Annotated in this window: 20 protein-coding genes; 6 read left to right on the forward strand and 14 right to left on the reverse strand. The window is 68.6% G+C overall.

Translation table 11 applies throughout. From position 1 onward, the window contains the following. Positions 1–109: 109 nt before the first annotated feature. From dksA to lpxL, 7 genes are all read right to left on the reverse strand, one after another. Positions 110–526 (reverse strand): RNA polymerase-binding protein DksA, encoded by a 417-nt coding sequence (gene dksA, locus EX20_RS00690; protein ID WP_006477498.1) that lies wholly within the window; start codon positions 524–526, stop codon positions 110–112. Positions 527–990: 464 nt separating this feature from the next. Further along, complete coding sequence (locus EX20_RS00695) at positions 991–2,064, reverse strand: CobW family GTP-binding protein (RefSeq protein WP_034192464.1); 1,074 nt, start codon at positions 2,062–2,064, stop codon at positions 991–993. A 201-nt stretch (positions 2,065–2,265) separates the two neighbouring features. Next, complete coding sequence (locus tag EX20_RS00700; protein ID WP_034192465.1) at positions 2,266–3,492, reverse strand: class I SAM-dependent rRNA methyltransferase; 1,227 nt, start codon at positions 3,490–3,492, stop codon at positions 2,266–2,268. Positions 3,493–3,565: 73 nt separating this feature from the next. Then, entirely contained in the window at positions 3,566–4,486 is a 921-nt protein-coding gene (xerC, locus tag EX20_RS00705; RefSeq protein WP_011886323.1) for a tyrosine recombinase XerC, read from the reverse strand. A 10-nt stretch (positions 4,487–4,496) separates the two neighbouring features. Beyond that, positions 4,497–5,237 carry a DUF484 family protein gene (locus tag EX20_RS00710; protein WP_034192466.1) on the reverse strand — a complete coding sequence of 247 codons (741 nt, stop codon included), beginning with the start codon at positions 5,235–5,237 and terminating at the stop codon, positions 4,497–4,499. 37 nt (positions 5,238–5,274) lie between these two features. Then, entirely contained in the window at positions 5,275–6,144 is an 870-nt protein-coding gene (gene dapF / locus EX20_RS00715) for a diaminopimelate epimerase (RefSeq protein ID WP_034192467.1), read from the reverse strand. Positions 6,145–6,359: 215 nt separating this feature from the next. Beyond that, complete coding sequence (lpxL, locus tag EX20_RS00720; RefSeq protein WP_258366898.1) at positions 6,360–7,283, reverse strand: lauroyl acyltransferase LpxL; 924 nt, start codon at positions 7,281–7,283, stop codon at positions 6,360–6,362. Between the two features lie 226 nt (positions 7,284–7,509). On the opposite strand from lpxL, the gene metK reads away from it, so the two are divergent. Then, entirely contained in the window at positions 7,510–8,697 is a 1,188-nt protein-coding gene (gene metK, locus EX20_RS00725) for a methionine adenosyltransferase (RefSeq protein ID WP_011886319.1), read from the forward strand. A gap of 107 nt (positions 8,698–8,804) precedes the next feature. Here the strand turns inward: metK and EX20_RS00730 are convergent, their stop codons facing one another. Beyond that, positions 8,805–9,146, reverse strand: a complete 342-nt coding sequence (locus EX20_RS00730) for a hypothetical protein (protein ID WP_011886318.1) — start codon at positions 9,144–9,146, stop codon at positions 8,805–8,807. 352 nt (positions 9,147–9,498) lie between these two features. Between EX20_RS00730 and EX20_RS00735 the strand changes: the two genes are divergently transcribed. After that, positions 9,499–10,272 carry a phytanoyl-CoA dioxygenase family protein gene (locus EX20_RS00735; RefSeq protein ID WP_011886317.1) on the forward strand — a complete coding sequence of 258 codons (774 nt, stop codon included), beginning with the start codon at positions 9,499–9,501 and terminating at the stop codon, positions 10,270–10,272. Positions 10,273–10,425: 153 nt separating this feature from the next. On the opposite strand, the gene EX20_RS00740 is transcribed toward EX20_RS00735, so the two are convergent. Beyond that, the gene (locus EX20_RS00740) at positions 10,426–10,632 is read right to left on the reverse strand and encodes a DUF3185 family protein (RefSeq protein ID WP_011886316.1); all 207 of its coding nucleotides are present in this window, start codon (positions 10,630–10,632) and stop codon (positions 10,426–10,428) included. A 184-nt stretch (positions 10,633–10,816) separates the two neighbouring features. On the opposite strand from EX20_RS00740, the gene mgrA reads away from it, so the two are divergent. Beyond that, positions 10,817–11,860: an L-glyceraldehyde 3-phosphate reductase gene (gene mgrA / locus EX20_RS00745; RefSeq protein WP_034192468.1), complete on the forward strand. Its 1,044-nt coding sequence runs from the start codon at positions 10,817–10,819 to the stop codon at positions 11,858–11,860. Positions 11,861–11,991: 131 nt separating this feature from the next. Here the strand turns inward: mgrA and EX20_RS00750 are convergent, their stop codons facing one another. Both EX20_RS00750 and EX20_RS00755 read right to left on the reverse strand, forming a co-directional pair. Continuing rightward, the gene (locus tag EX20_RS00750) at positions 11,992–12,177 is read right to left on the reverse strand and encodes a hypothetical protein (protein WP_011886314.1); all 186 of its coding nucleotides are present in this window, start codon (positions 12,175–12,177) and stop codon (positions 11,992–11,994) included. Between the two features lie 290 nt (positions 12,178–12,467). Beyond that, a complete protein-coding gene (locus tag EX20_RS00755; RefSeq protein ID WP_034192469.1) occupies positions 12,468–13,349 on the reverse strand; it encodes a DMT family transporter in 882 nt (293 codons plus the stop codon). A 739-nt stretch (positions 13,350–14,088) separates the two neighbouring features. Here EX20_RS00755 and EX20_RS00760 point away from each other — a divergent pair. Together EX20_RS00760 and EX20_RS00765 are read left to right on the forward strand one after the other, a co-directional pair. Beyond that, positions 14,089–14,301, forward strand: coding sequence for a hypothetical protein (locus EX20_RS00760; protein WP_011886311.1), 213 nt, complete (start codon positions 14,089–14,091; stop codon positions 14,299–14,301). 49 nt (positions 14,302–14,350) lie between these two features. Beyond that, positions 14,351–15,382, forward strand: a complete 1,032-nt coding sequence (locus EX20_RS00765; protein WP_011886310.1) for a serine/threonine protein kinase — start codon at positions 14,351–14,353, stop codon at positions 15,380–15,382. Positions 15,383–15,440: 58 nt separating this feature from the next. Here the strand turns inward: EX20_RS00765 and EX20_RS00770 are convergent, their stop codons facing one another. Next, a complete protein-coding gene (locus tag EX20_RS00770; RefSeq protein ID WP_034192470.1) occupies positions 15,441–16,883 on the reverse strand; it encodes a coniferyl aldehyde dehydrogenase in 1,443 nt (480 codons plus the stop codon). A gap of 721 nt (positions 16,884–17,604) precedes the next feature. Here EX20_RS00770 and EX20_RS00780 point away from each other — a divergent pair. After that, a complete protein-coding gene (locus EX20_RS00780; protein WP_034192472.1) occupies positions 17,605–19,245 on the forward strand; it encodes a GMC family oxidoreductase in 1,641 nt (546 codons plus the stop codon). Positions 19,246–19,268: 23 nt separating this feature from the next. On the opposite strand, the gene EX20_RS00785 is transcribed toward EX20_RS00780, so the two are convergent. Beyond that, positions 19,269–20,687, reverse strand: coding sequence for a flagellar hook-length control protein FliK (locus tag EX20_RS00785; protein WP_034192473.1), 1,419 nt, complete (start codon positions 20,685–20,687; stop codon positions 19,269–19,271). Positions 20,688–20,718: 31 nt separating this feature from the next. Further along, positions 20,719–21,177 (reverse strand): flagellar export protein FliJ, encoded by a 459-nt coding sequence (gene fliJ / locus EX20_RS00790; protein ID WP_034192474.1) that lies wholly within the window; start codon positions 21,175–21,177, stop codon positions 20,719–20,721.

Genomic DNA, 21,177 nt, shown 5'->3' on the forward strand with positions numbered 1-21,177 from the left:
AAGAGGGGACGCAAATCGCCGGCAGCCGGGAACCGGTGCCGGAAAACAAAAAGCGCGCGGCAGGCCGCGCGCTTTCGGGAAGCAGCGTGTGGGGGCGGAACGCCGCCGATCAGTCGCCGAACAGCTTCTGGCGCAGCTCGCGGCGCTCTTGCGCCTCGAGCGACAGCGTCGCGGTCGGGCGCGCGAGCAGGCGCGGGATGCCGATCGGTTCGCCGGTTTCCTCGCACCAGCCGTAATCGCCGGAATCGATGCGGGCGAGCGACTGCTGAACCTTCTTGAGGAGCTTGCGTTCGCGATCGCGCGTGCGCAGCTCGAGCGCGTGCTCTTCCTCGATCGTCGCGCGATCGGCGGGATCGGGCACGATCACCGTCTCGCGCAGGTTCTCGGTCGTCTGGCCAGCGTTCTTGAGGATGTCCGCCTGCAACTGTTCGAGCCGATTTTTGAAGAAGGCGAGCTGATCCTCATTCATGTAATCCTTGTCGCTCATCTTCAGGATTTCGGCTTCGGTCAAGAGTTTCTTCGTCATCTGCTTGCTTCTTCAATGTGCGGCAAATCCGGAGATATTGCCTGCACTTTGGGATTACCCGCAACTGCGCTAGCAATCATTTGCGATTAGCCGCCGCGGGGCCGAAAGCCTCTGGAAAACCGGTTCTCAAATACCAGGACGGGCCTGGCGCGGATCTGCGCGCGGCGAACCGGTGTGCTGCGCGGCAGATCGCATCGGCCGCAGCCGGTGGCGGATGGGCGATCCGGCGCGGTTGCGATGCCCGGGTAATGGTTCTGCAAGAACCGGGCCTGTTATTGCCGTACTCCAGCGGGCACGTATTGTAACTGAATCGCAAGCGGCCGCCGTATCGGGTCGATCCCCGTCGGCCGCGCCAATATCTAGAAAATATAACGCGCAAATCGGGAAAAAGCGATGACGGCGAAACCCTGCCCGGCAAAGGCGCGCCGCCAGCGTCACGGCCGCCCGCCGGGCGGCCTGCGAGTTCACGCGAGACAGGCGTCGAGGCCGTCGGTGATCAGGTCCTGCGGCAAGTCGACGCCGATGAACACCATCTTGTTGGTCTTCTTCTCGGCCGGCAGCCACTTCGCCGCCAGGTCGCTGCCCATCATCTGGTGCACGCCCTGGAACACGACCTTGCGATCGACGCCCTTCATGTACAGCACGCCTTTGTAGCGCAGCATCCGCTCGCCGTAGATCTGCAGGATGCCGCCGAGGAAATCCTCGAGCTTGTTCGGATCGAACGGGCGGTCGTTGCGGTACACGAACGACTTGATCTTGTCGTCGTGGTGCGCGTGGTGGTGGTGACCGTGGCCGTGATCGTGCGCGCATTCGCCGTGATCGTGGTCGCAATGCGCATGGTCGTGATCTTGGTCGTGATCGTGGTGATGGTGCGCGTGGTCGTCTTCGGCGAGGAAGTCCGGATCGATCTCGAGCTTCGCGTTCAGGTTGAAGCCGCGCAGGTCGAAGATTTCCTTGATGTCGGCTTCGCCGAAGTTCACGACCTTGACGGTCGCCTTCGGGTTCATGTGCAGCAGGCGGTGCTTGAGCGCCGCGACGGTTTCGTCGTCGACCAGATCCGACTTCGTGATGAACAGGCGATCGGCGAAGCCGACCTGGCGCTGCACCACCTCGTGTTCGTCCAGCTGCGCGTTCGCATGCTTCGCGTCGACCAGCGTGATGATCGCGTCGAGCAGGAAGTCGTCGGCGATCTCGCTGTCGATGAAGAACGTCTGCGCGACCGGGCCCGGGTTCGCGAGGCCGGTCGTCTCGATCACGATGCGATCGAAGTCGAGCTTGCCGTCGCGCTTCTTCGCGGCCAGATCGCCGAGCGCGCGCGCGAGGTCGCCGCGGATCGTGCAGCAGATGCAGCCGTTGCTCATCTGGATGATCTGCTCGTTGGTGTCCTGAACGAGGATCTCGTTGTCGATGTTCTCTTCGCCGAATTCGTTCTCGATCACGGCGATCTTCATGCCGTGTTGTTCGTTCAGGATGCGCTTGAGCAGCGTCGTCTTGCCGCTGCCGAGGAAGCCGGTGAGGATGGTGACGGGAGTGGCCATGTCGATCGCCTGTGGTTCGTGAATCGGGGTCAAAACCAGGATGGGTACGTCGCGCCGCGAGCCGGCTGGGCCGGGCGCACAACCATCCATTGAAACATACCTGTCAAGCCTTCGCCCGTCGTCCGGACGACGGGTTGCAGCGCGCGTCGGCCGGCGCCCGACGAGCGGGCCGGCGACGAGTGGGCCGATAGATCGGGGCGATCAGACGATTTGCAACAGCAGCCCCTTGAGATATTCGCCTTCCGGGAACGCGGCGAGCAGCGGATGATCGACGCCCGCGCCGAGGCGCTTCAGGATCCGCGCGTCGACCTTCGCGTCGGCCGCGGCGCCCGCGACGATCTTCTGGAACAGCTCCGCGTCGATCGCGCCCGAGCACGAATACGTGAACAGCAGGCCGCCCGGACGCAGCAGCTTGAAGCCGCTCAGGTTGATGTCCTTGTACGCGCGTGCGGCGCGCTCGACGCTGTCGCGGTTCGGCGCGAACTTCGGCGGATCGAGCACGATCAGGTCGAACCGCTCGCCTTCGTCGACGAGCCGGCGCAGCGTCTTGAATGCGTCCGCGTCGAGCCAGCTCGCGCGCGCGGCGTCGAAGCCGTTCGCCGCGACGTTCTGCTGCGCGAGCGCGAGCGCATCGCCCGACGAATCGATCGACACGACGCGTTGCGCGCCACCCTTGAGCGCCGCCAGCGAGAAGCCGCCGGTGTAGCAGAAGCAGTTGAGCACGTCGCGGCCGGCCGCGTATTGCGCGACGAGCGCGCGGTTGTCGCGCTGGTCGACGTAGAAGCCCGTCTTGTGGCCGTGCGGCACGTCGACGTGATAGCGCACGCCGTTCTCGTCGACGATCAGCGTCGCGGGCGGCGCGTCGCCCGCGAGCACGCCGGTGGTCTGCGCGAGCCCTTCCTTGTCGCGGATCGACACGTCGGAGCGCTCGTACACGTTCGGGCAGCCGGTCGCGCCGATCAGCGCCTTCACGATCGCGTCCTTCCACGCTTCGACGCCCGCGGCCATGAACTGGCACACGAGCTGGCCGCGCGGCGCGGCGTCAGGTTCGGCGTCAGGTTCGGCGGTATCGGCGACGTAGTAGTCGACGATCAGCCCCGGCAAGCCGTCGGCTTCGCCGAACACGAGGCGCACCGCGCCCGTGCCCGACACCATCGCGTTGCGGTGCGCGACCGCGCGCTGCACGCGGCGCTTGAAGAACGCGTGGTCGATCGGCTCGGTCTCGTCGAAGCTCCACACGCGCACGCGGATCTGCGACTGCGGGCTGTACGCGCCGCGCGCGAGGAAGCGGCCGTCGTGTGCGCGCACGACCACGGTGGCGCCCGGCGCGGGCTGGCCGTCGACGCGGTCGATCGCATTCGCGTAGATCCACGGATGCCGGCGTTGCAGCGATTTGTCCTTGGACGGTTTGAGGGTGACGGTGTGCATGATGGAGTCTGAATGAGTCGTGCGGCGGCGGCCGTTGGCGGCCGCGCGCGGGGCGCATCGAACGGTACGCGCGTCAGTCGCGCTTCTTCGCGCGCGGATGCGCGCTGTCGTAAATCTTCGCGAGATGCTGGAAGTCGAGCGACGTGTAGATCTGCGTGGCCGCGACGCTCGCGTGGCCCAGCAGCTCCTGCACCGCGCGCAGGTCGCCGCTCGATTGCAGCACGTGCGTCGCGAACGAGTGGCGCAGCACGTGCGGATGCACGTTGGCCGGGATGCCGGCGGAGAGCGCCGCGCGCTTCACGCGCTCGCGCACGACGCCCGGCGCCATCCGGTTGCCGCGCACCGACAGGAACAGCGGATGCGGATCGTGCTTCACGAATTCGCCGCGCACCGCGAGCCATGCGTTGAGCGCGGCGATCGCCTTGCGGCCGACCGGCACCTTGCGCTCCTTGTTGCCCTTGCCGCGCACCGTGACTTCCGCTTCGGCGAGATCGAGCCAGCCGGCCGAGCGGTAGCCGTCCGCCTGCGTGTACATGGCGTCGAGCCCGACCAGTTCGGCGAGGCGCAGCCCCGACGAATAGAACAGCTCGAGGATCGCGTGATCGCGGATGCCTTCGGTCGTGTCGGGCAGCGGCGCGTCCATCAGCGCCGATGCGTCGTCGACCGACAGCGCCTTCGGCAGCGTCTTCGGGCGCTTCGGCGCGCGCACCGCGGCCACCGGGTTGGCGGGCATCTCGATGCGCAGCGCGAGCCATCGGTAGAACGCGCGCCACGCGGAAAGCCGGTGCGAGATCGAGCGCGCCGACAGCCCGCCCGCGTGTGCGCGCGCGACCGCGCCGCGCACGTCGGTGGCCGTCAGCGTTTCCAGCGGGCGGCCGGCCGCGAGCTTCTTCAGTTCGTCGAGCTCGTGCGTGTATCCGCGCAGCGTGTGCTCCGACAGCTGCCTGACGTGTTTCAGGTTCGACAGGTAGGCGGCGATCGGATCGTCGAGCATGGGCGCGGTGTCAGTGCGGCAGCAGGCGCGTGAGCGCGGCGCTCGCGAGCGTCGCGATCTGCGCGAGGAAGTCGGTGGCCATGCCGTCGTGGAAGCGGCGCGGATCGGGCGAGCCGAGCACGAGCAGCCCGAACGCGGGCGCATCGACGCCGGCGAGCGGCGCACGCAGCGCGAGCAGCGCGACCGACTTGGGCGAACCGTCGCCGGCCGGCGCGGCTTCGGCGGTGTCGGCCGAGGCCGAGGCCGCGGCGTTGGCGGCCGGCGCCGCGACGGCGGGCGCGAGCCACTGGGCCGCTTCGAAACCGGTGTTCGCGCCGCAGTACGGCGTCGCCAGCCCGTTCGTGAACAGGCGCACTTCCTCGCCGACCTGGCGCGCGAAATCGGCTTGCGCGTAGGTGTCGGCGACGTCCCAGACGCGCAGCGCCGTTTGCGGCACGTCGAACACGTCGGCGATGCCGTCGGCGATCGTGCGCGGCAGCGCGTACGGGTCGCGTTCGGCGATCACGCGGGCGGTCCAGCGGCTGAACTTCGCGGACAGGCTGTCGTTCTCGTGGCCGTAGCGCACCAGCTCGGCGAGCCGGCGCTCGAGATGCTTGTTCTTGTCGCGCAGCATTTCCATCTGCCGCTCCTGCAGCGAGATCGCGGCCTTGCCGTGCGGGTTGGCGAGACGGATCGTCGCGAGCAGTTCCGCGTGTTGCGCGAAGAATTCGGGATTGGCGAGCAGGTAGTCGGCGACTTCGCGTTCGTTCATGTGGCTGGAGCGTTCAGTGGTTCAGGACGTTGAAGGGTCAGACGTTCAGCTCGATCTCGCCTTCGAACACGGTCGTGGCCGGGCCGGCCATCGTCAGCGCGGCGCGTTCGTCGTGCGCGCCGTCCCAGCTGATCGTCAGCGTGCCGCCGTGCGTGTGGACGGTGACCGGCGAGTCGAGCAGGCCGCGCCGGATGCCGGCCGCGACCGCCGCGCACGCGCCGGTGCCGCAGGCGAGCGTCTCGCCCGCTCCGCGCTCGTAGACGCGCAGCTTCACCTCGTGGCGCGACACGATCTGCATGAAGCCGGCGTTCACGCGCTTCGGGAAGCGCGCGTGGCGCTCGATCAGCGGGCCTTCGGCGAGCACCGGATACGCCTCGGCGTCGTCGACGACCTGCACCGCATGCGGATTGCCCATCGAGACCGTCGACACCCAGCGCGTCGCGCCGCCGACGTCGAGCGGCCACAGCGTGTCGTTGCCGTCCGTGCGGCCGTCGAGGCCGCTGGCGTCGAACGGCACCTGGGCCGGCTCGAACACGGGCGCGCCCATGTCGACGACGACTTCGCCGTTGTCCTGCATCGTCAGCGTAATCAGGCCCTTCATCACCTGCACGCGCACGCTGCGCTTGTCGGTCAGGCCGCGATCGGTGACGAACTTCACGAAGCAGCGCGCGCCGTTGCCGCAGTGCTCGACCTCGCCGCCGTCGCAATTGAAGATCCGGTATTTGAAATCGGCGCCGTCGACGGTCGGCTTCTCGACGACCAGCAGCTGGTCGGCGCCGATGCCGAAGTGGCGGTCGGCGAGCGCGCGCACCTGCACGTCGGTGAGCGGGGGCAGCGTGTGCGAATAGCCGTCGAGCACGACGAAGTCGTTGCCCGCGCCGTGCATCTTGGTGAACGAGAGTTTCACTGGGTCCGGAATTCCATGGCGAACGAGGCGGCCGGCACGATCGACGTGGCGACGGTCGCCCGCGCGGGCAGCGTCGTTCGTCGTGCCGATCTCAGCCGTAAATGATACATGCAGCGGGCAGGGGCGTCCCGCGCTGGCCGGCGGCGCAGCGCCCGCGGCGCATGCGCAGCGGATGTTGGACGGCGCGCGTTCGGCGGCGCGCCGGCGGATGGCGTTCAGTAGAGGCTCGGCTCGCCGGGCGGGCGCGTCTTGAAGCGCTTGTGAACCCAGTAGTACTGCTCGGGCATCAGCGGGATCTGCTCTTCGAGGAATTCGTTCATGCGCCGCGCGTCGAGGTCGTCGTCGCCGGTCGGGTAGTGATCCCACGGCTTGAACACCTTCAGCCGGTAACCCTTGTAGTTCGGCAGCACTTCGCCGATGAACGGCACGACCTGCGCGCGGCCCGTCTTCGCGAGCCGGCCGACGGCCGTCAGCGTGCAGGCGGGCACGCCGAAGAACGGCACGAACGTCGAATTGCGCAGCCCGTAGTCCATGTCGGCGCCGAGCATCACCGGCTTGCGGTCGCGCAGCCAGCGCAGCACGACGCGCGCGCTGTCCGCGCGGCCGACCATCTCGGCGTCGAAACGCCCGCGCGCCTTCTTCGCTTCCGCTTCGAGCACTTCGTTCGAGAACGGCTGGTACAGCGACCCGCAGCGGCGGTGCAGCGACCGGTTCAGCCAGATCGAGCCGGCCTCGATGCCGACGAAATGCAGGCCGAGGAACAGCGTCGGGGGCAGATCGGGATCGGTGAGGTCGACCGCGCTGTCGACCTGGATCAGCTTCGCGAGCTTGCGCTCGGAGCCGAACCACTGGACGCTGCGCTCGACGTAGCTGCGGATCGCATGGCGGAAATGCAGGCCGGCCACTTCCTCGCGCCGCGCGTCGCTCCAGTCGGGAAAGCAGAGTTTCAGATTGATATGTACGATGCGCTTGCGCCGGCTGGGGATCTGGTACAGCAGCCAGCCGAGGCCGTCGCCGAACCGCGCGGTCAGGCCGTACGGCAGCAGGGCGAGCAGCTTCAGGAAGCCGATGGCGAGGTGCGTGCCGAGGCGGCCTAGCATGCGGAATCTCCGTTGGGCCGGCTGGCCGGCGCGTGGCAGACAGGGGAGGAGGACAGCGGACGATACGGCACGGGCGGCGCTCTGTGACAATTCACGAAAGCCGCTATAATACGGGCTTCGCCGAGTTAACTGACAACTTGCGGGGCGAAGCCGGCTGGCGCGAAGCGCGCTGCCCGGTCCTGGTAATCCGCTAAAGCGTCGCCGCTTCAGGCCCAACGAAGCTGGCTACGTGAAACCGACCGTAACCACACAGGAGCCTGAAAAAGTGGCAAACGATTATTTCTTCACGTCCGAATCCGTCTCCGAAGGCCATCCGGACAAAGTCGCGGACCAAATCTCGGACGCGATTCTCGACGCCATCCTCGAGCAGGACAAATATTCCCGCGTTGCCGCAGAAACGCTGTGCAACACGGGTCTCGTCGTCCTGGCCGGTGAAATCACCACGACGGCCAACATCGATTACATCCAGATCGCGCGCGACACGATCAAGCGCATCGGCTACGACAACACCGACTACGGCATCGACTACAAGGGTTGCGCGGTGCTGGTCGCGTACGACAAGCAGTCGCCGGACATCGCGCAGGGCGTCGACCGCGCGCATGACGACAACCTCGATCAGGGCGCGGGCGACCAGGGCCTGATGTTCGGCTACGCATGCGACGAAACGCCGGAACTGATGCCGCTGCCGATCTACCTGTCGCACCGTCTGGTCGAGCGCCAGGCGAGCCTGCGCCGCGACGGCCGTCTGCCGTGGCTGCGTCCGGACGCGAAGTCGCAGGTCACGATCCGCTACGTCGACGGCAAGCCCGATTCGATCGACACCGTCGTGCTGTCGACGCAGCACGCACCGGACATCGAACTGCCGGCGCTGCGCGAAGCCGTGATCGAGGAAATCATCAAGCCGACGCTGCCGGCCGACCTGATCAAGGGCGACATCAAGTTCCTCGTGAACCCGACCGGCCGGTTCGTGATCGGCGGCCCGCAGGGCGACTGCGGCCTGACCGGCCGCAAGATCATCGTCGACACCTACGGCGGTGCCGCACCGCACGGCGGCGGCGCGTTCTCGGGCAAGGATCCGTCGAAGGTCGACCGCTCGGCCGCCTATGCGGGCCGCTATGTCGCGAAGAACATCGTCGCCGCGGGCCTCGCTTCGCGCGCGCTGATCCAGGTGTCGTATGCGATCGGCGTGGCCGAGCCGACCTCGGTGATGGTCAACACGTTCGGCACGGGCCGCGTGTCGGATGCGGTGATCACGAAGCTCGTGCGCGAGCACTTCGACCTGCGCCCGAAGGGCATCATCAAGATGCTCGACCTGCTGCGCCCGATCTACGAGAAGACGGCCGCTTACGGCCACTTCGGCCGCGAAGAGCCGGAATTCTCGTGGGAAGCGACCGACAAGGCGCTGGCGCTGGCCGAAGCGGCCGGCGTCGAGCCGACCGCACGCGTCGCATAAGCGCTTCGCTCCAAACGAAAAACCCCGGCATGCCGGGGTTTTTTTATGCGCGTCGCTCGCAGTCGAACCGACACCGCATCGTGGCGATGCCGCCCGGCGCGGCGGCGTCAGCGTGCGCCGAAGCCGAACCAGCCGTGGCTCGCCGCCAGCCGCCGCGGACGATTGACGCGGCGCTGCGGGCCGAGCGTGCGGCGCAGCGCGAGCGCGCGCAGCGACGACGGCTTCTGCAGCAGCGAGCGCAGCCCGGCGCGGCGTGCGAACGCTTGCGCGTTCATCATCGAGAAGAACGCGTGGAACCACGCGCGGATGCCGTCCAGCCGGCTGTGCGCGTGCGTGTGCCCGGCGAGCGCGCGAGCCCGCGCGCGGTGATGGCGCAGCGAGCGGGCGGGAGCGGACGGCACGACGCGCTTGGCAGCGCGGTTGAAACGGGAAGTCAGACGGAATGGCATGTGAACGATGCTTCGCTTGTATGGGTGGTGCCTTGCAGAGCGCACTGGTATCAACGGCCTCGGATGGCGCAACGGATCTTACCGAAACCCGCTGCGCGCCGCGCCCGCCAGAATTGACAGGCCGCGACAGGCTACCGGGCTTTCGTGACGCGCAAAAGTCGCGATAAACCCTCGTGCCGCAAGCGAATTGCCGCGTGCAGCCTGTCGCTGAGGCTCGCGCCGCGCCACACAGTTCCCTTGATCCGAATCAAATCAGCGATTGGCATGCCCATGCGCACGGCAATGGCGCTGTTCGCGGTCTTCGGCGCCGATTTACAATCGTCACATTCACACAATAAGCGTCTGGCATCCCATGTCGTCACCATTGCAGTCGGAATCGATCCGCGCGCAGGTCGCGGAATTGCGCGAACACGGCTTCGTCGTTGCGCGCGGCCTCGTCGGCGAAGCGCAGTGCGCGACGCTCAAGCGGATCGCGCAGCGGCAGTTGCAGGAAGCGGCCGAGCCGATCGAATTCGAGGCCGATCTGCGCTATCCGGGCGCGCCGGACTCCCGGCACGCGCCGGGCGGCCATACGGTGCGGCGGTTGCTGGATGCGTACTCGCGCGACCCGGCGTTCGCCCAGCGCGCGATCGCGCCCGAGATCGGCGCATGGATGCGCGAGTACTTCGGCGAGCAGCCCGTGCTGTCGCGCGCGCATCACAACTGCATGATGACGAAGCATCCGGCGTACGGCAGCCTCACCGGCTGGCATCGCGACTTCCGCTACTGGTCGTTCGAACGCGCGGACATGGTGTCGGTGTGGCTCGCGCTCGGCACGGAAACGAACGAGAACGGCGCGCTGTGGCTGGTGCCGGGTTCGCACACGGCCGAATTCGGGCCGGAAGCCTTCGACGACGCGAAGTTCTTCCGCAGCGACCTGCCCGCCAACCGCGTGATGATCGACGCGGCGATTTGTCCGCCGCTGCAGACCGGCGACGTCGTGTTCTTTCACTGCAACACGCTGCATTCGGCCGGCCAGAACCGCTCCGACGACGTGAAGTTCTCGCTGGTCTACACCTATCACGGGATCAGCAACCGGCCGCTGCCGGGCACGCGCTCGGCGGCGAAGCCGGAAGTGCAGTTCTAGCGGCGCGTCGGCCCGGCGCGCCCGTCGTGGTGCCGGGCTGTCGGGCTACCGGCCCCGGCGCGGCGCTTCGGCCGCGCGGGCACAGTGACGAACGGGCGGCCTGGCCGCCCGTTTCGTTTGGTCGACCCGCTCGAGCGAATCGCGCCGGCGTGCTCAGCGCTTGTTGCCCGGCATCGCGAGGCCGATCAGACCGATCAGCATCGCGACGGCGCCGCCGGCGATCAGCAGGATCGTCTTCGTCGCGGGCGAGCCGGTGAAGAAGCGCGACACGTTGTCGTTGATCGAATGGAACGACTGGCCGCCGAAATAAAGCAGCACGACGCCGCCGACCAGCAGCGCAACCGAGATGACCCGGGACATACCAACCTCGCTGTAACGGTGATTCGAGACGCCGCAGTGTAGGCGACGCGCGCGGGCGCGTCCATGGCCGTGCGCGCTTCGGCCACGTTCGCTACCATGAACGCCGTACGTGTCCTTCGCCGCCGTCGCGCGATGTCTGCGCGCGGCGCGCGTCCCTTCCCCGACGTCCAGACGGAACCGACTCATGGCCTACGAAGCAGCTACCGAACGTTATGCCGACATGCAATACCGCACCTGCGGCAAATCCGGGCTCAAATTGCCCGCCCTGTCGCTCGGCCTGTGGCACAACTTCGGCGACACGACGCCGATCGCGACGCAGCGCGAGATTCTGCGCACCGCGTTCGACCTCGGCATCAATCACTTCGACCTCGCAAACAACTACGGGCCGCCGTACGGCAGCGCCGAAATCAACTTCGGCCGGCTGCTGAAGGAGGATTTCCGGCCCTACCGCGACGAGCTGCTGATCTCGACGAAGGCCGGCTGGGACATGTGGCCGGGGCCGTACGGCAGCGGCGGCGGCTCGCGCAAGTATGTGCTCGCGAGCCTCGACCAGAGCCTGCAGCGCATGGGCCTCGACTACGTCGACATCTTCTATTCGCACCGCTTCGACGCGCATACGCCGCTCGAGGAAACCGCCGGCGCGCTCGCGTCCGCGGTTCAGCAGGGCAAGGCGCTGTATATCGGCATCTCGTCGTACTCGGCCGCGAAGACGCGCGAGATGGCCGAACTGCTCGCCCAGTACAAGGTGCCGCTGCTGATCCATCAGCCGTCGTACAACCTGCTCAACCGCTGGGTCGAGCACGAGCTGCTCGGCACGCTCGATGCGCTCGGCACGGGCAGCATCGCGTTCACGCCGCTCGCGCAGGGGCTGCTGACGTCGAAATACCTGAACGGCGTGCCGGCCGATGCGCGCGTGAACAAGCCGGGCGGCGGTTCGTTGAAGCAGGATCACTTGAGCGCGGCAAACCTCGAGCACGTGCGCAAGCTCGATGCGATCGCGCAGCGGCGCGGCCAGAGCCTCGCGCAGATGGCGCTTGCATGGGTGCTGCGCGGCGAGCGCGTGACGTCGGCGTTGATCGGTGCGAGCCGGGCGGAGCAGGTGCGTGAAAACGTCGGCGCGCTGAAGAACCTCGAATTTTCGGCCGACGAACTCGCTGAAATCGATCGCTACGCGACCGAAGGCGGGATCAATCTGTGGGAAAAGCCGTCCACCGATCAGGCGATCTGACCGGTTGCATCGGCACGCGATACCGGCTCCGAAACATCGGGCGCCGTATCGCGATAACTGCGCGGCAACTGCGCACGAGCCGCTGCGTCGCTGCGATGCAGCGACGTGAACCGCACGCAATGGGCGCGTTGCTACAGCAGCGCAGGCAGCCCTTCGACGAGCAATACCGCGACGCCGACGCCGAGGATCACGCCCAGCACGCGCAGCAGGTTGTGGCGGAACTGCGTGGCGCACGGCACCGCGCCGAGAAACAGCGCGCCGGCCAGCGCCATCGGAATCAACAGGATGAAGTCGCCGATCGTGAAATAGGTGGTCATGCGTGTCTCCGTAGTCGGCCGGCGCAGGCACGCGCCTGCACCGTCCCCATGCCCGGTATTTCTAATGTGGGGCCGACCCGCTCGCAAGCGGGCCGGACAATTCGAGTATAGGCAACCGCGCCGCGTTTTTCGCTATCCGAACCATTAAAAGCAGCGGGAAAACGCCCGAATGTCGCCCGTTTCGCTGCGAATCGGACGAATGCCTTGCGCCAGTCTTTCCCGTTGCTTTCGGTTTGCGCGAAAGCGCAGTCCGGACCGGCGATGCCGACCCGGTAAGCGGCCCGTGTCGGCTATGCGCGGCCGCAGCGCGGCCGACGTGCCGACGGGCGAAACACGAGCACGAGCCCCGCGACGATGGCGCCCATGCCGGCGAGGGCGAGCGGCGCGGGGCGGTGGCCGAGCCACAACGCGTCCATCAGCGTGGTGACGACCGGCACGAGATAGAACAGGCTCGTCACGTCGACGAGATCGCCGCGCTGCATCAACCGATAGAACAGCAGCTGCGCGATCACCGAGATCACGATGCCCAGCCACAGCAACGGTACGACGAATGCCCAACCCGGCTCGAGCGACACGCGCTGGAACGGCAGGATCGCGACGCACAGCGCGAGGCCGATCGCGTTCTGCAACGGCAGCACGTCGGCGGGCGCCGCGCGCGTGCGTTTTTGCAGCAATGCGCCGACGGTCAGCGCGACGAGCGCGGCGAGTGCGCACGCGACGCCCGTCAGCGGCATGCCCGCGTCGCCGACGCCGCGGCATACGACCAGCGCGAGCCCGGCCAGCGACAGCCCGAGCCCCGCGACGCGCATCGGCTGCCAGCGCCGCTCGACGATCGCGAGCGTGACGATCGGCTGCACGCCGAGGATCGTCGCGAGCACGCCGGGCGCGATCCCGCGCTCGAGCGCGAGCAGATAGAAGATCGAATAGCCGCCCATCATCAGCAAGCCGGTGAGCGCGGCCATGCGGCGCTCGCCGCGCGGCGGCAGCCAGCGTCCGCGCACGCAGGCCAGCACGACGAGCACGAGCGATGCAAGCGCGAAGCGCGCGGCGAGGAAAACGAACGCGGACGCGTGACGCAGCCCCAGTTCGGCGAAGATCGCGCCGCTGCTCCACAGCAGGACGAACAGCGACGTTGCGCCATGCGCGGCGAGCGCGCGTTTGAACGAAATCATGTGAATTCACCTGTCGAACGGATCGAGACGTTCCATGCCGCGCGCAGACGTGCGATACGCGATACGCGAGCGCGTACCGCGTGTGTCACGCGGGCGGATGGAAAGCGGAATACCGGCTGGTCAGCCGGCGCGCGTCGCCGGTGGCGGCGGCGCGGCGCCGACGAGCGGCGTTGCGACAGGCGGAGGGGGAGCCGACGAATGCGCGCACGCTTGCGGCCGCGAGTCGAGCTGCGGCCAGGATTCTGCAGGTGTGGACGTGAGCGAATGCATCGTGTCGAAATGCGTTCGAATGCGAATGAACGTGAAAGGTACCGCGAGGCGGCCGTCCAGCGCAACGGGGTATGAGAACACCCCGCACACCCGCGAGCCAGCCGTACGCGATCCGACGACGGTCGCGATCGTCGTGCACGCGGCCGCGCAACCATCGCAGGCACGTCGCGCATCGCACGGTTCCCCGGCGCGACACGCGTGACGCACGCGCCGGGCGCTTTCCGCGGACGGTCACGTGCGACAGGGTATGATGGGGTTGATCGGGCGTGCAAGCGCGCGCACGACGCAGTGGTTGATTGGAGACATTCGACGAATTCGCGGCACTTCACCCGCTTCTTCTTCTTTTCGCGCTTCGATAAACCGTGAACAATGGGATCACGCGCAACATCCCCGGCGAGGGCGGCGCGGATCGTGCATTTGCCGGCTCGTCCGCGAGCCGGGTTTCAAGTTTCAAGAGTGGGGAACCATCATGCATGTCGGGTCGATTGTCTGCACTACCCATATCGCAGTGCCGAAGGGCGCGCGCGGCATCGTTCAGCGCGTTCTTGGCGACATGGCCATGGTGACCTGGTACGCGGGCGTACCGGGCGAGTCGAAGGAACTCAACACCGAACCGTTCTTTCTCGAGGACCTGATCGACACCGGCGAATCCGTGCTGCCGGCCGGCGCCGCGATCCACTGAGTCCACGCATCGCAGCCAACGCTCGTGTTTCGGCGCGGCTGACGGCACAATGCGGGGCATGACAGACGTTACTTCCGCCTCCGCTGCTCCCGCCGGCCCGCCGTTCGCCGGCCTCACGCCCGAGTGCGTGCTCGACGCGCTCGACAGCGTGCTGATGCCGGCCGGGCTGCGCACCGACGGGCGCCTGCTCGCGCTCAACAGCTACGAGAACCGCGTCTACCAGGTCGGCATCGAGGACGGCCCGCCCGTCGTCGCGAAGTTCTACCGGCCCGCGCGCTGGTCGGACGACGCAATCCTCGAAGAACACGCGTTCGTCGCCGAACTCGCCGCGCGCGAGATTCCGGCGGTGCCTGCCCGCGTCTTCGACGGTCGCACGCTGCACGCGTTCGGCGGCTTTCGCTTCTCGATCTTCGAACGTCGCGGCGGCCGCGCGCCGGACCTCGACCGCAGCGACACGCTCGAATGGCTCGGCCGCTTCATCGGCCGCATTCATGCGGTCGGGGCGACGCAGCCGTACGTCGCGCGTCCGGCGCTCGACATCGGCACGTTCGGCTACGAGCCGCGCGACTACCTGCTCGCGCACGATTTCATTCCCCACGATGTGCGGCCGGCGTACGAGACGGCAGTGGCGCTCGCGCTCGAAGGCGTCGAGGCCGCGTTCGACCGCGCGGGCGACGTGCGCATGCTGCGCACGCACGGCGACTGCCATCCGAGCAACGTGCTGTGGACCGATGCCGGCCCGCATTTCGTCGACTTCGACGACAGCCGGATGGCGCCGGCCGTACAGGATCTCTGGCTGCTGCTGCCGGGCGATCGCGAAGGCGCGTCGCGCGCGCTCGCGGACCTGCTCGCCGGCTATGAGGATTTCTGCGAATTCGAGCCGCGCGAGCTGCATCTGATCGAGGCGCTGCGCACGCTGCGCCTGATCCATTACGCGGCGTGGCTCGCGCGTCGCTGGGACGATCCGGCGTTTCCCGCGGCGTTTCCGTGGTTCAACACGCATCGCTACTGGGAAGCGCGCGTACTCGAGCTGCGCGAGCAGATCGGCGCGATGCAGGAAGGGCCGCTCTGGCCCGTGTGACCGCGCGGGTGGCCAACCGCGCCGAGCTCCGGCGCGAGCGCCGCGCCGCCCCCGCCGCTCAGAACTTCAGCATCATCCGGATCACCGCGGCGAAGCGCTTGCCGTACGGCGGCGCGATCAGCCCGCGCGTGTTCAGCCGCGACTGCGTGAGCACGGGCTTCATCTTCGAGAACGTCACGAAGCCGTCGTAGCCGTGATACGCGCCCATCCCGCTCGCACCGACACCGCCGAACGGCAGGCTGCCGCACGCGATGTGCATCAGCGTTTCATTGACGGTCACGCCGCCTGAAATCGTTTCGCGCAGCACGCGGTCGATCGTGCCGCGATCCTCGTCGAACAGGTACAGCGCGAGCGGCCGCGGCCGCGCGTTCACGTAGCCGATCGCCTCGTCGAGCCGTTCGTACGGCACGAGCGCCAGCAGCGGCCCGAAGATTTCCTCCTGCATCACTTGCGACGCGTCCGGCACGTGCGTGAGTGCGCACGGCACGAAGCGGCGCGACGCGGGATCGGATTGCGCATCCGACAGCGGGTGCAGTTGCGCGCCGGCCGCCTGCGCGTCGCTCGCGAGCTGCTGCAGCCGCGCGTAGTGGCGCCGCGACACGATCGTCGTGTAGTCGCCGTTGTTCGACAGGTCCGGATACAGCTTCGCGAAGCGCGCCCGCGCGCGCTCGATGAACGCGCCTTCCATCCCGCGCGGCAGCAGCACGTAGTCGGGGGCGATGCAGGTCTGCCCCGCGTTCAGCGTCTTGCCGCCGATGATCGCGTCGACCGCCGCATCGAAGCGCGCATTCGGGCCGATGATCGCCGGCGACTTGCCGCCGAGTTCCAGCGTCACGGGCGTCAGGTTGTCGGCGGCGGCGCGCATCACGTGGCGGCCGACGTGCGTCGAGCCGGTGAACAGCAGATGGTCGAACGGCAGCGCGCTGAAGGCGGCGCCGAGCTCCGCATCGCCGTTCACGACCGCAACGTGGTCGCGCGAGAAGGTCTTCGCGATCAGCTGCTCGAACAGCGCCGACGTGCGCGGCGTCAGCTCCGACATCTTGACGATCGCGCGGTTGCCGGCCGCGAGCGCGCAGATCAGCGGGCCGGCGGCGAGCAGCACCGGATAGTTCCACGGCACGACGATGCCGACCACGCCGAGCGGCTGCGGCACGACCTTGGCGCGCGCCGGCCGCAGCCACTTGTTCATCCGCTTCGCCATCGGCTTCATCCAGCGCTTGCCGTGCTTCAGCGCATCGTCGATCTCTTCCTTCGCCATCCAGATTTCCGACAGCAGCACCTCCTGTTTCGCGCGATGCCCGAAGTCGGCGCTGATCGCATCGGCGAGCGCATCGGCGTGCTCGATCAGCATCGTGCGCAGCGCGCGCAGGTGCTGCGCGCGCGTGTCCCATTCCGGGTACGGGGCGCGCAGGTAAGCCGCGCGCTGATCGCGCAGCAGCGACGTGAGCGCATCGAGCGACGGCAGCGCTTGCGGGGCCAGTTCGGGCAGGTCGTTCTTCATCGCATGTTCTCCAGGTGAGCGTGGCGGGTCGGCCAGCAGTCAGGCCGCACGTGTGCGCTCGGCGAGCGTGGCGGGTCGGGTCGGGGCCGCATGCGCGACGCGGCGTGGGGCCGGATGCGTCGGGTGAGCGAAAACGGCATGAAGCGGCAGGCAAGCGTCGCGTCCGCGCGACGGTATCCGGATGCGGAACCGGGGCGACGCGGTGCGCGCAGGCGGCGCGAGCCGATCGTCGTGGCAAGCGCGGACGGCCGCGTCGGGCGCTCGCCGGTGCGGCGAAGCGCAGTCGCGCAGCATGGGCAGATGCGTATGTGCAGGCGCAACACGCCGCGCGTTCGACGGGCCGTCCAAACGGTCGGCCATCTGCGACGTCGTTCGATTTCGGCTGCTGCTGCATCGGCTGCAGCACGTCGTCGTGGTGGCGTCCGTTTGAATTGAAATGCGGGCGGCGCGCGGCGCGATCGGATCATCCGGTCGGCACGCGGCTCGCAGAGCTTCGCGCTGCATCGTCGTCTCCCCAGTTTTGCGACGGCGCGGCGTCTGGCGGCCGTTGCATCGCGTCGCATCGATCGACATATCTTAAATTTAGTTCACGCGTGCGTTTAGAGGAATCGCTCTTTAACGGACCTGCCGCGCGCGCGATGGCCGTTCCTACAATGCCCGAACATTACAAGCGGGAGCCGGCGCGAACCGGGCGCCGTTCATGACACGAAGGAGACGTGACGTGCAATACGACTACATCATCGTCGGCGCGGGCTCGGGCGGCTCGAGCCTCGCCGGCCGCCTCGCCGACGCCTGCCCCGATGCGACGATCGCGCTGATCGAAGCCGGCTCGCACACGGAGCGCAATCTGCTCGTCAACATGCCGGTCGGCATCGCGGCGCTCGTGCCGTTCAAGCTCGGCACCAACTACGGTTACGAGACGGTGCCGCAGCCGGGCCTCGGCGGCCGCCGCGGCTATCAGCCGCGCGGCCGCGGGATGGGCGGCTCGAGCGCGATCAACGCGATGATCTACACGCGCGGCCATCCGGGCGACTACGACGAGTGGGCGGCGCTCGGCGCGACGGGCTGGGGCTGGCAGGAGGTGCTGCCGTATTTCCGCCGCGCGGAAGGCAACCAGCGCGGCGCCGACGCATGGCACGGCGCGGACGGTCCGCTCACGGTTTCCGATCTGCGCTTCCGCAATCCGTTCTCCGAACGATTCGTGCAGGCCGCGCATGCGGCCGGCTATCCGCTGAACGACGACTTCAACGGCGCGACGCAGGAAGGCGTCGGCTTCTACCAGGTCACGCATCGCGACGGCTCGCGCTGCAGCGTCGCGCGGGCGTACATCTACGGCCGCAACCGGCCGAACCTGCACGTGATCACCGATGCGACGGTGCTGCGCGTCGGCTTCGACGGCAAGCGCGCGGTCGGCGTCGTGGTGTCGCGCGACGGGCGCGTCGAGACGCTCGGCGCGCGGGCTGAGGTGATCCTGTCGGCCGGCGCGTTCAACTCGCCGCAACTGTTGATGTGCTCGGGGATCGGTCCGGTCGAACAGCTGCGCCGGCACGGCATCGCGGTCGTGCACGATGCGCCGGAGGTCGGCACGAACCTGAGCGACCACATCGACTTCATCGTCAATACGCGCGTGAATTCGTCCGAACTGGTCGGCATTTGTCTGCGCGGCATCGCGAAGATGACGCCCGCGCTCGCGCGCTACCTGTCGAGCCGCACGGGGATCATGACGAGCAACGTCGCGGAGGCCGGCGGCTTCATCAAGAGCGATCCGTCGCTCGATCGTCCCGACCTGCAGCTGCATTTCTGCGCGGCGCTGGTCGACGATCACAACCGCAAGATGCACTGGGGGTTCGGTTATTCGCTGCACGTGTGCGCGCTGCGTCCGTTCAGCCGCGGCACGGTCGCGCTCGCGAGCGGCGATGCGCGCGACGCGCCGCTGATCGATCCGCGCTTCTTCAGCGATACGCGCGATCTCGACCTGCTGGTGCGCGGCGCGCACGCGATGCGGCGGATCCTGTCGCAGGCGCCGCTCGCGTCGCAAGGCGGCCGCGAGCTGTACACGCGGCCAGACCAGAGCGACGCCGAGCTGCGCGCGACGATCGTCGCGCACGCCGACACGATCTACCATCCGGTCGGCACCTGCCGGATGGGCTCCGATGCGCGGGCGGTCGTCGATCCGCAACTGCGCGTGCGCGGCGTCGACGGGTTGCGGGTCGTGGATGCGTCGGTGATGCCGACGCTGATCGGCGGCAACACGAATGCGCCGTCGGTGATGATCGGCGAGCGCGCGGCGGACTTCATCGTCGCGGCGCGCAACGGCAGCGCGTCGCGCAGCGCGGCGGCCGCGGCCGTGCACGGCCGCTGAGCGCCGGTCAGCGCACGCGATGCTCAGGCAAACGTATCGACGAGGCCGGCGCGGCTCACGGTTGCGGCGGCCGCTGCGGATGGCGCGGCGTCGAGCGGTGCGTCGGCGCCTGACGATCCGGCGCGTGCGCGCGACGACGGTCGTCCGCCGGCGAAGGCCTGTTGCTGCGCGTTCTGCTGCGAGCCGAAGCCGCCGTCGCTGACCGTCGCGCTGCCTAGCCCGAGACCGCCCGCTTCCATCGCTTCGCGCAGCTTCGGCAGCGCCGCCTCGACGGCATCGCGCACCTGCGGGTGCTGCGACACGAACAGCGCGTGCGCATGATTGTCTGCCACGCGCAGCACGACCTGCAGCGGCCCGAGATCCGGCGGGTTCAGCGTGAGCTCGGCGCTCTGCTGATGCGCATTCGACAGGAACACGACCTTCTGGCTCAGCGCATCGGTCCAGTCCGCGGTGCCGACGTGCGGCGCGAGCACGTGCGCATTGGCCGCGGCGATCGAGCCGGCGACCGGAGACGCCTGCACGTTCGCCTGTGCCGCAGCCGCAGCCGCGGCCGTGGCCGCTGCGGTGGCGGCCGCCGCCGTCGCATCGGCTGCCGGGCTGGCGGCCTGTTCGCCGGACGCGAATCCATGCTGCGCGGCCGACTGGCCGCCCGCGCCGGCCTGCAGCGCCGAGGCGGCCGCTTGCGCGGGCGTCTGTTGGGTTGCGAGCGCACCCTTCGCGTCCGCGAGCGTGCGGTCGAAGGTCGGGACGGTCGGCGTGGACTGCGCGCCTGCGGCCGTCGGCGCAGCCGCCGACGACGTGCCCGCGGCGCCGGCGGGCAGCGCGATCGCGCCCGCGTCGCCGCTCAGCTTCGCGAGCGCGGCCTGCAGCGCATCGCGGGCCGCTGCGGGCGCGACCGGCGTGGCGGCGGCATCGGTGCCGGCCTGATGTGCGAGCGCGGCCGTCGCGTCGGGCTGGCCCGCTGCGACCGCCGTGCCGGCGAGCGCGGCGGCGCCGGCAGCCGTCGCCGCGGCATCCGCTGCGGCCGCCGCCGGATTGTCCACGCGCGCCTGCAACTGCGCCTGCATGGCGACGGCCGCGGCCAGCGCGGCCGCATCCGGGTTCGGCGTCGCGTTCGCGTCGTCGGTGGACTTGTCGTCGTGGTTGCCGGACGGCTTCGACGGGTTCGTGCCGGCGGCCGAGGTCGACGAATTCGGCGCCGACGTCGACGCGGCCGATGAAGTCGCGCCATCCGACGTGTCGCCGCTGGCGGCGTCGTGGCGGCTGGCGACGCTTTGCTTGAGCGTCTGCGCGAACGGCACGGCGGCCGGGCCGCTGGCGGAATCGTTGCCGGCCGACGCGGCCGGCGTGGCGGATGCGGCCGACGAGCCCGAGTTGCGAACGGCCTTGATGGCGGCGCCGGCGGTGTCGATCAGGGCGCCGAGCAGGGGAAGAGGGAGCATGACGATTCTCTGGTTCGAAAGCGTTGAGCGGTTAGGCCGAACGGGCCGCGTCGGCCCGCATGCGCAGAATCTTCGCGGCGTGTTCGTCGGCGTCGCGCTGTTCGCGCTTCGCGGCGCGCTGCGCGTCCTGCGCGACGCCGCGCGCCTGCAGGATCTCGTACGAGCCGACGGTGCGCTTCTTCTGCTGCCAGTTCGGGCGTGCCTCGTCGATGCGCACTTCGGCCGCGGCCAGCACGCCGCGCTGCTGCGCGATCGCCGCGTCGAGCGTATCGATGAACGCCTGGAAATTGCGCCAGTTGCCGGCCGGCATGCCGTGCTGCGCCGACTGCGAGAAGCGCGCGTGGTATTCGTCCCGATAGCGCAGCAGCGCGTCGAGCTGTTCGGCGGCCGCGCTGCGATCGCGCTGCGCGGTGCCGAGCTGCTTGGCCGCGGCGTCGAGGTCTTCCTGCGCGCGGTCGAGCAGCAGTTGCAACGGAAATCCATGTGCCAT

This window comes from Burkholderia sp. WP42, from assembly GCF_000745665.1.
Lineage (GTDB): Bacteria > Pseudomonadota > Gammaproteobacteria > Burkholderiales > Burkholderiaceae > Burkholderia > Burkholderia vietnamiensis.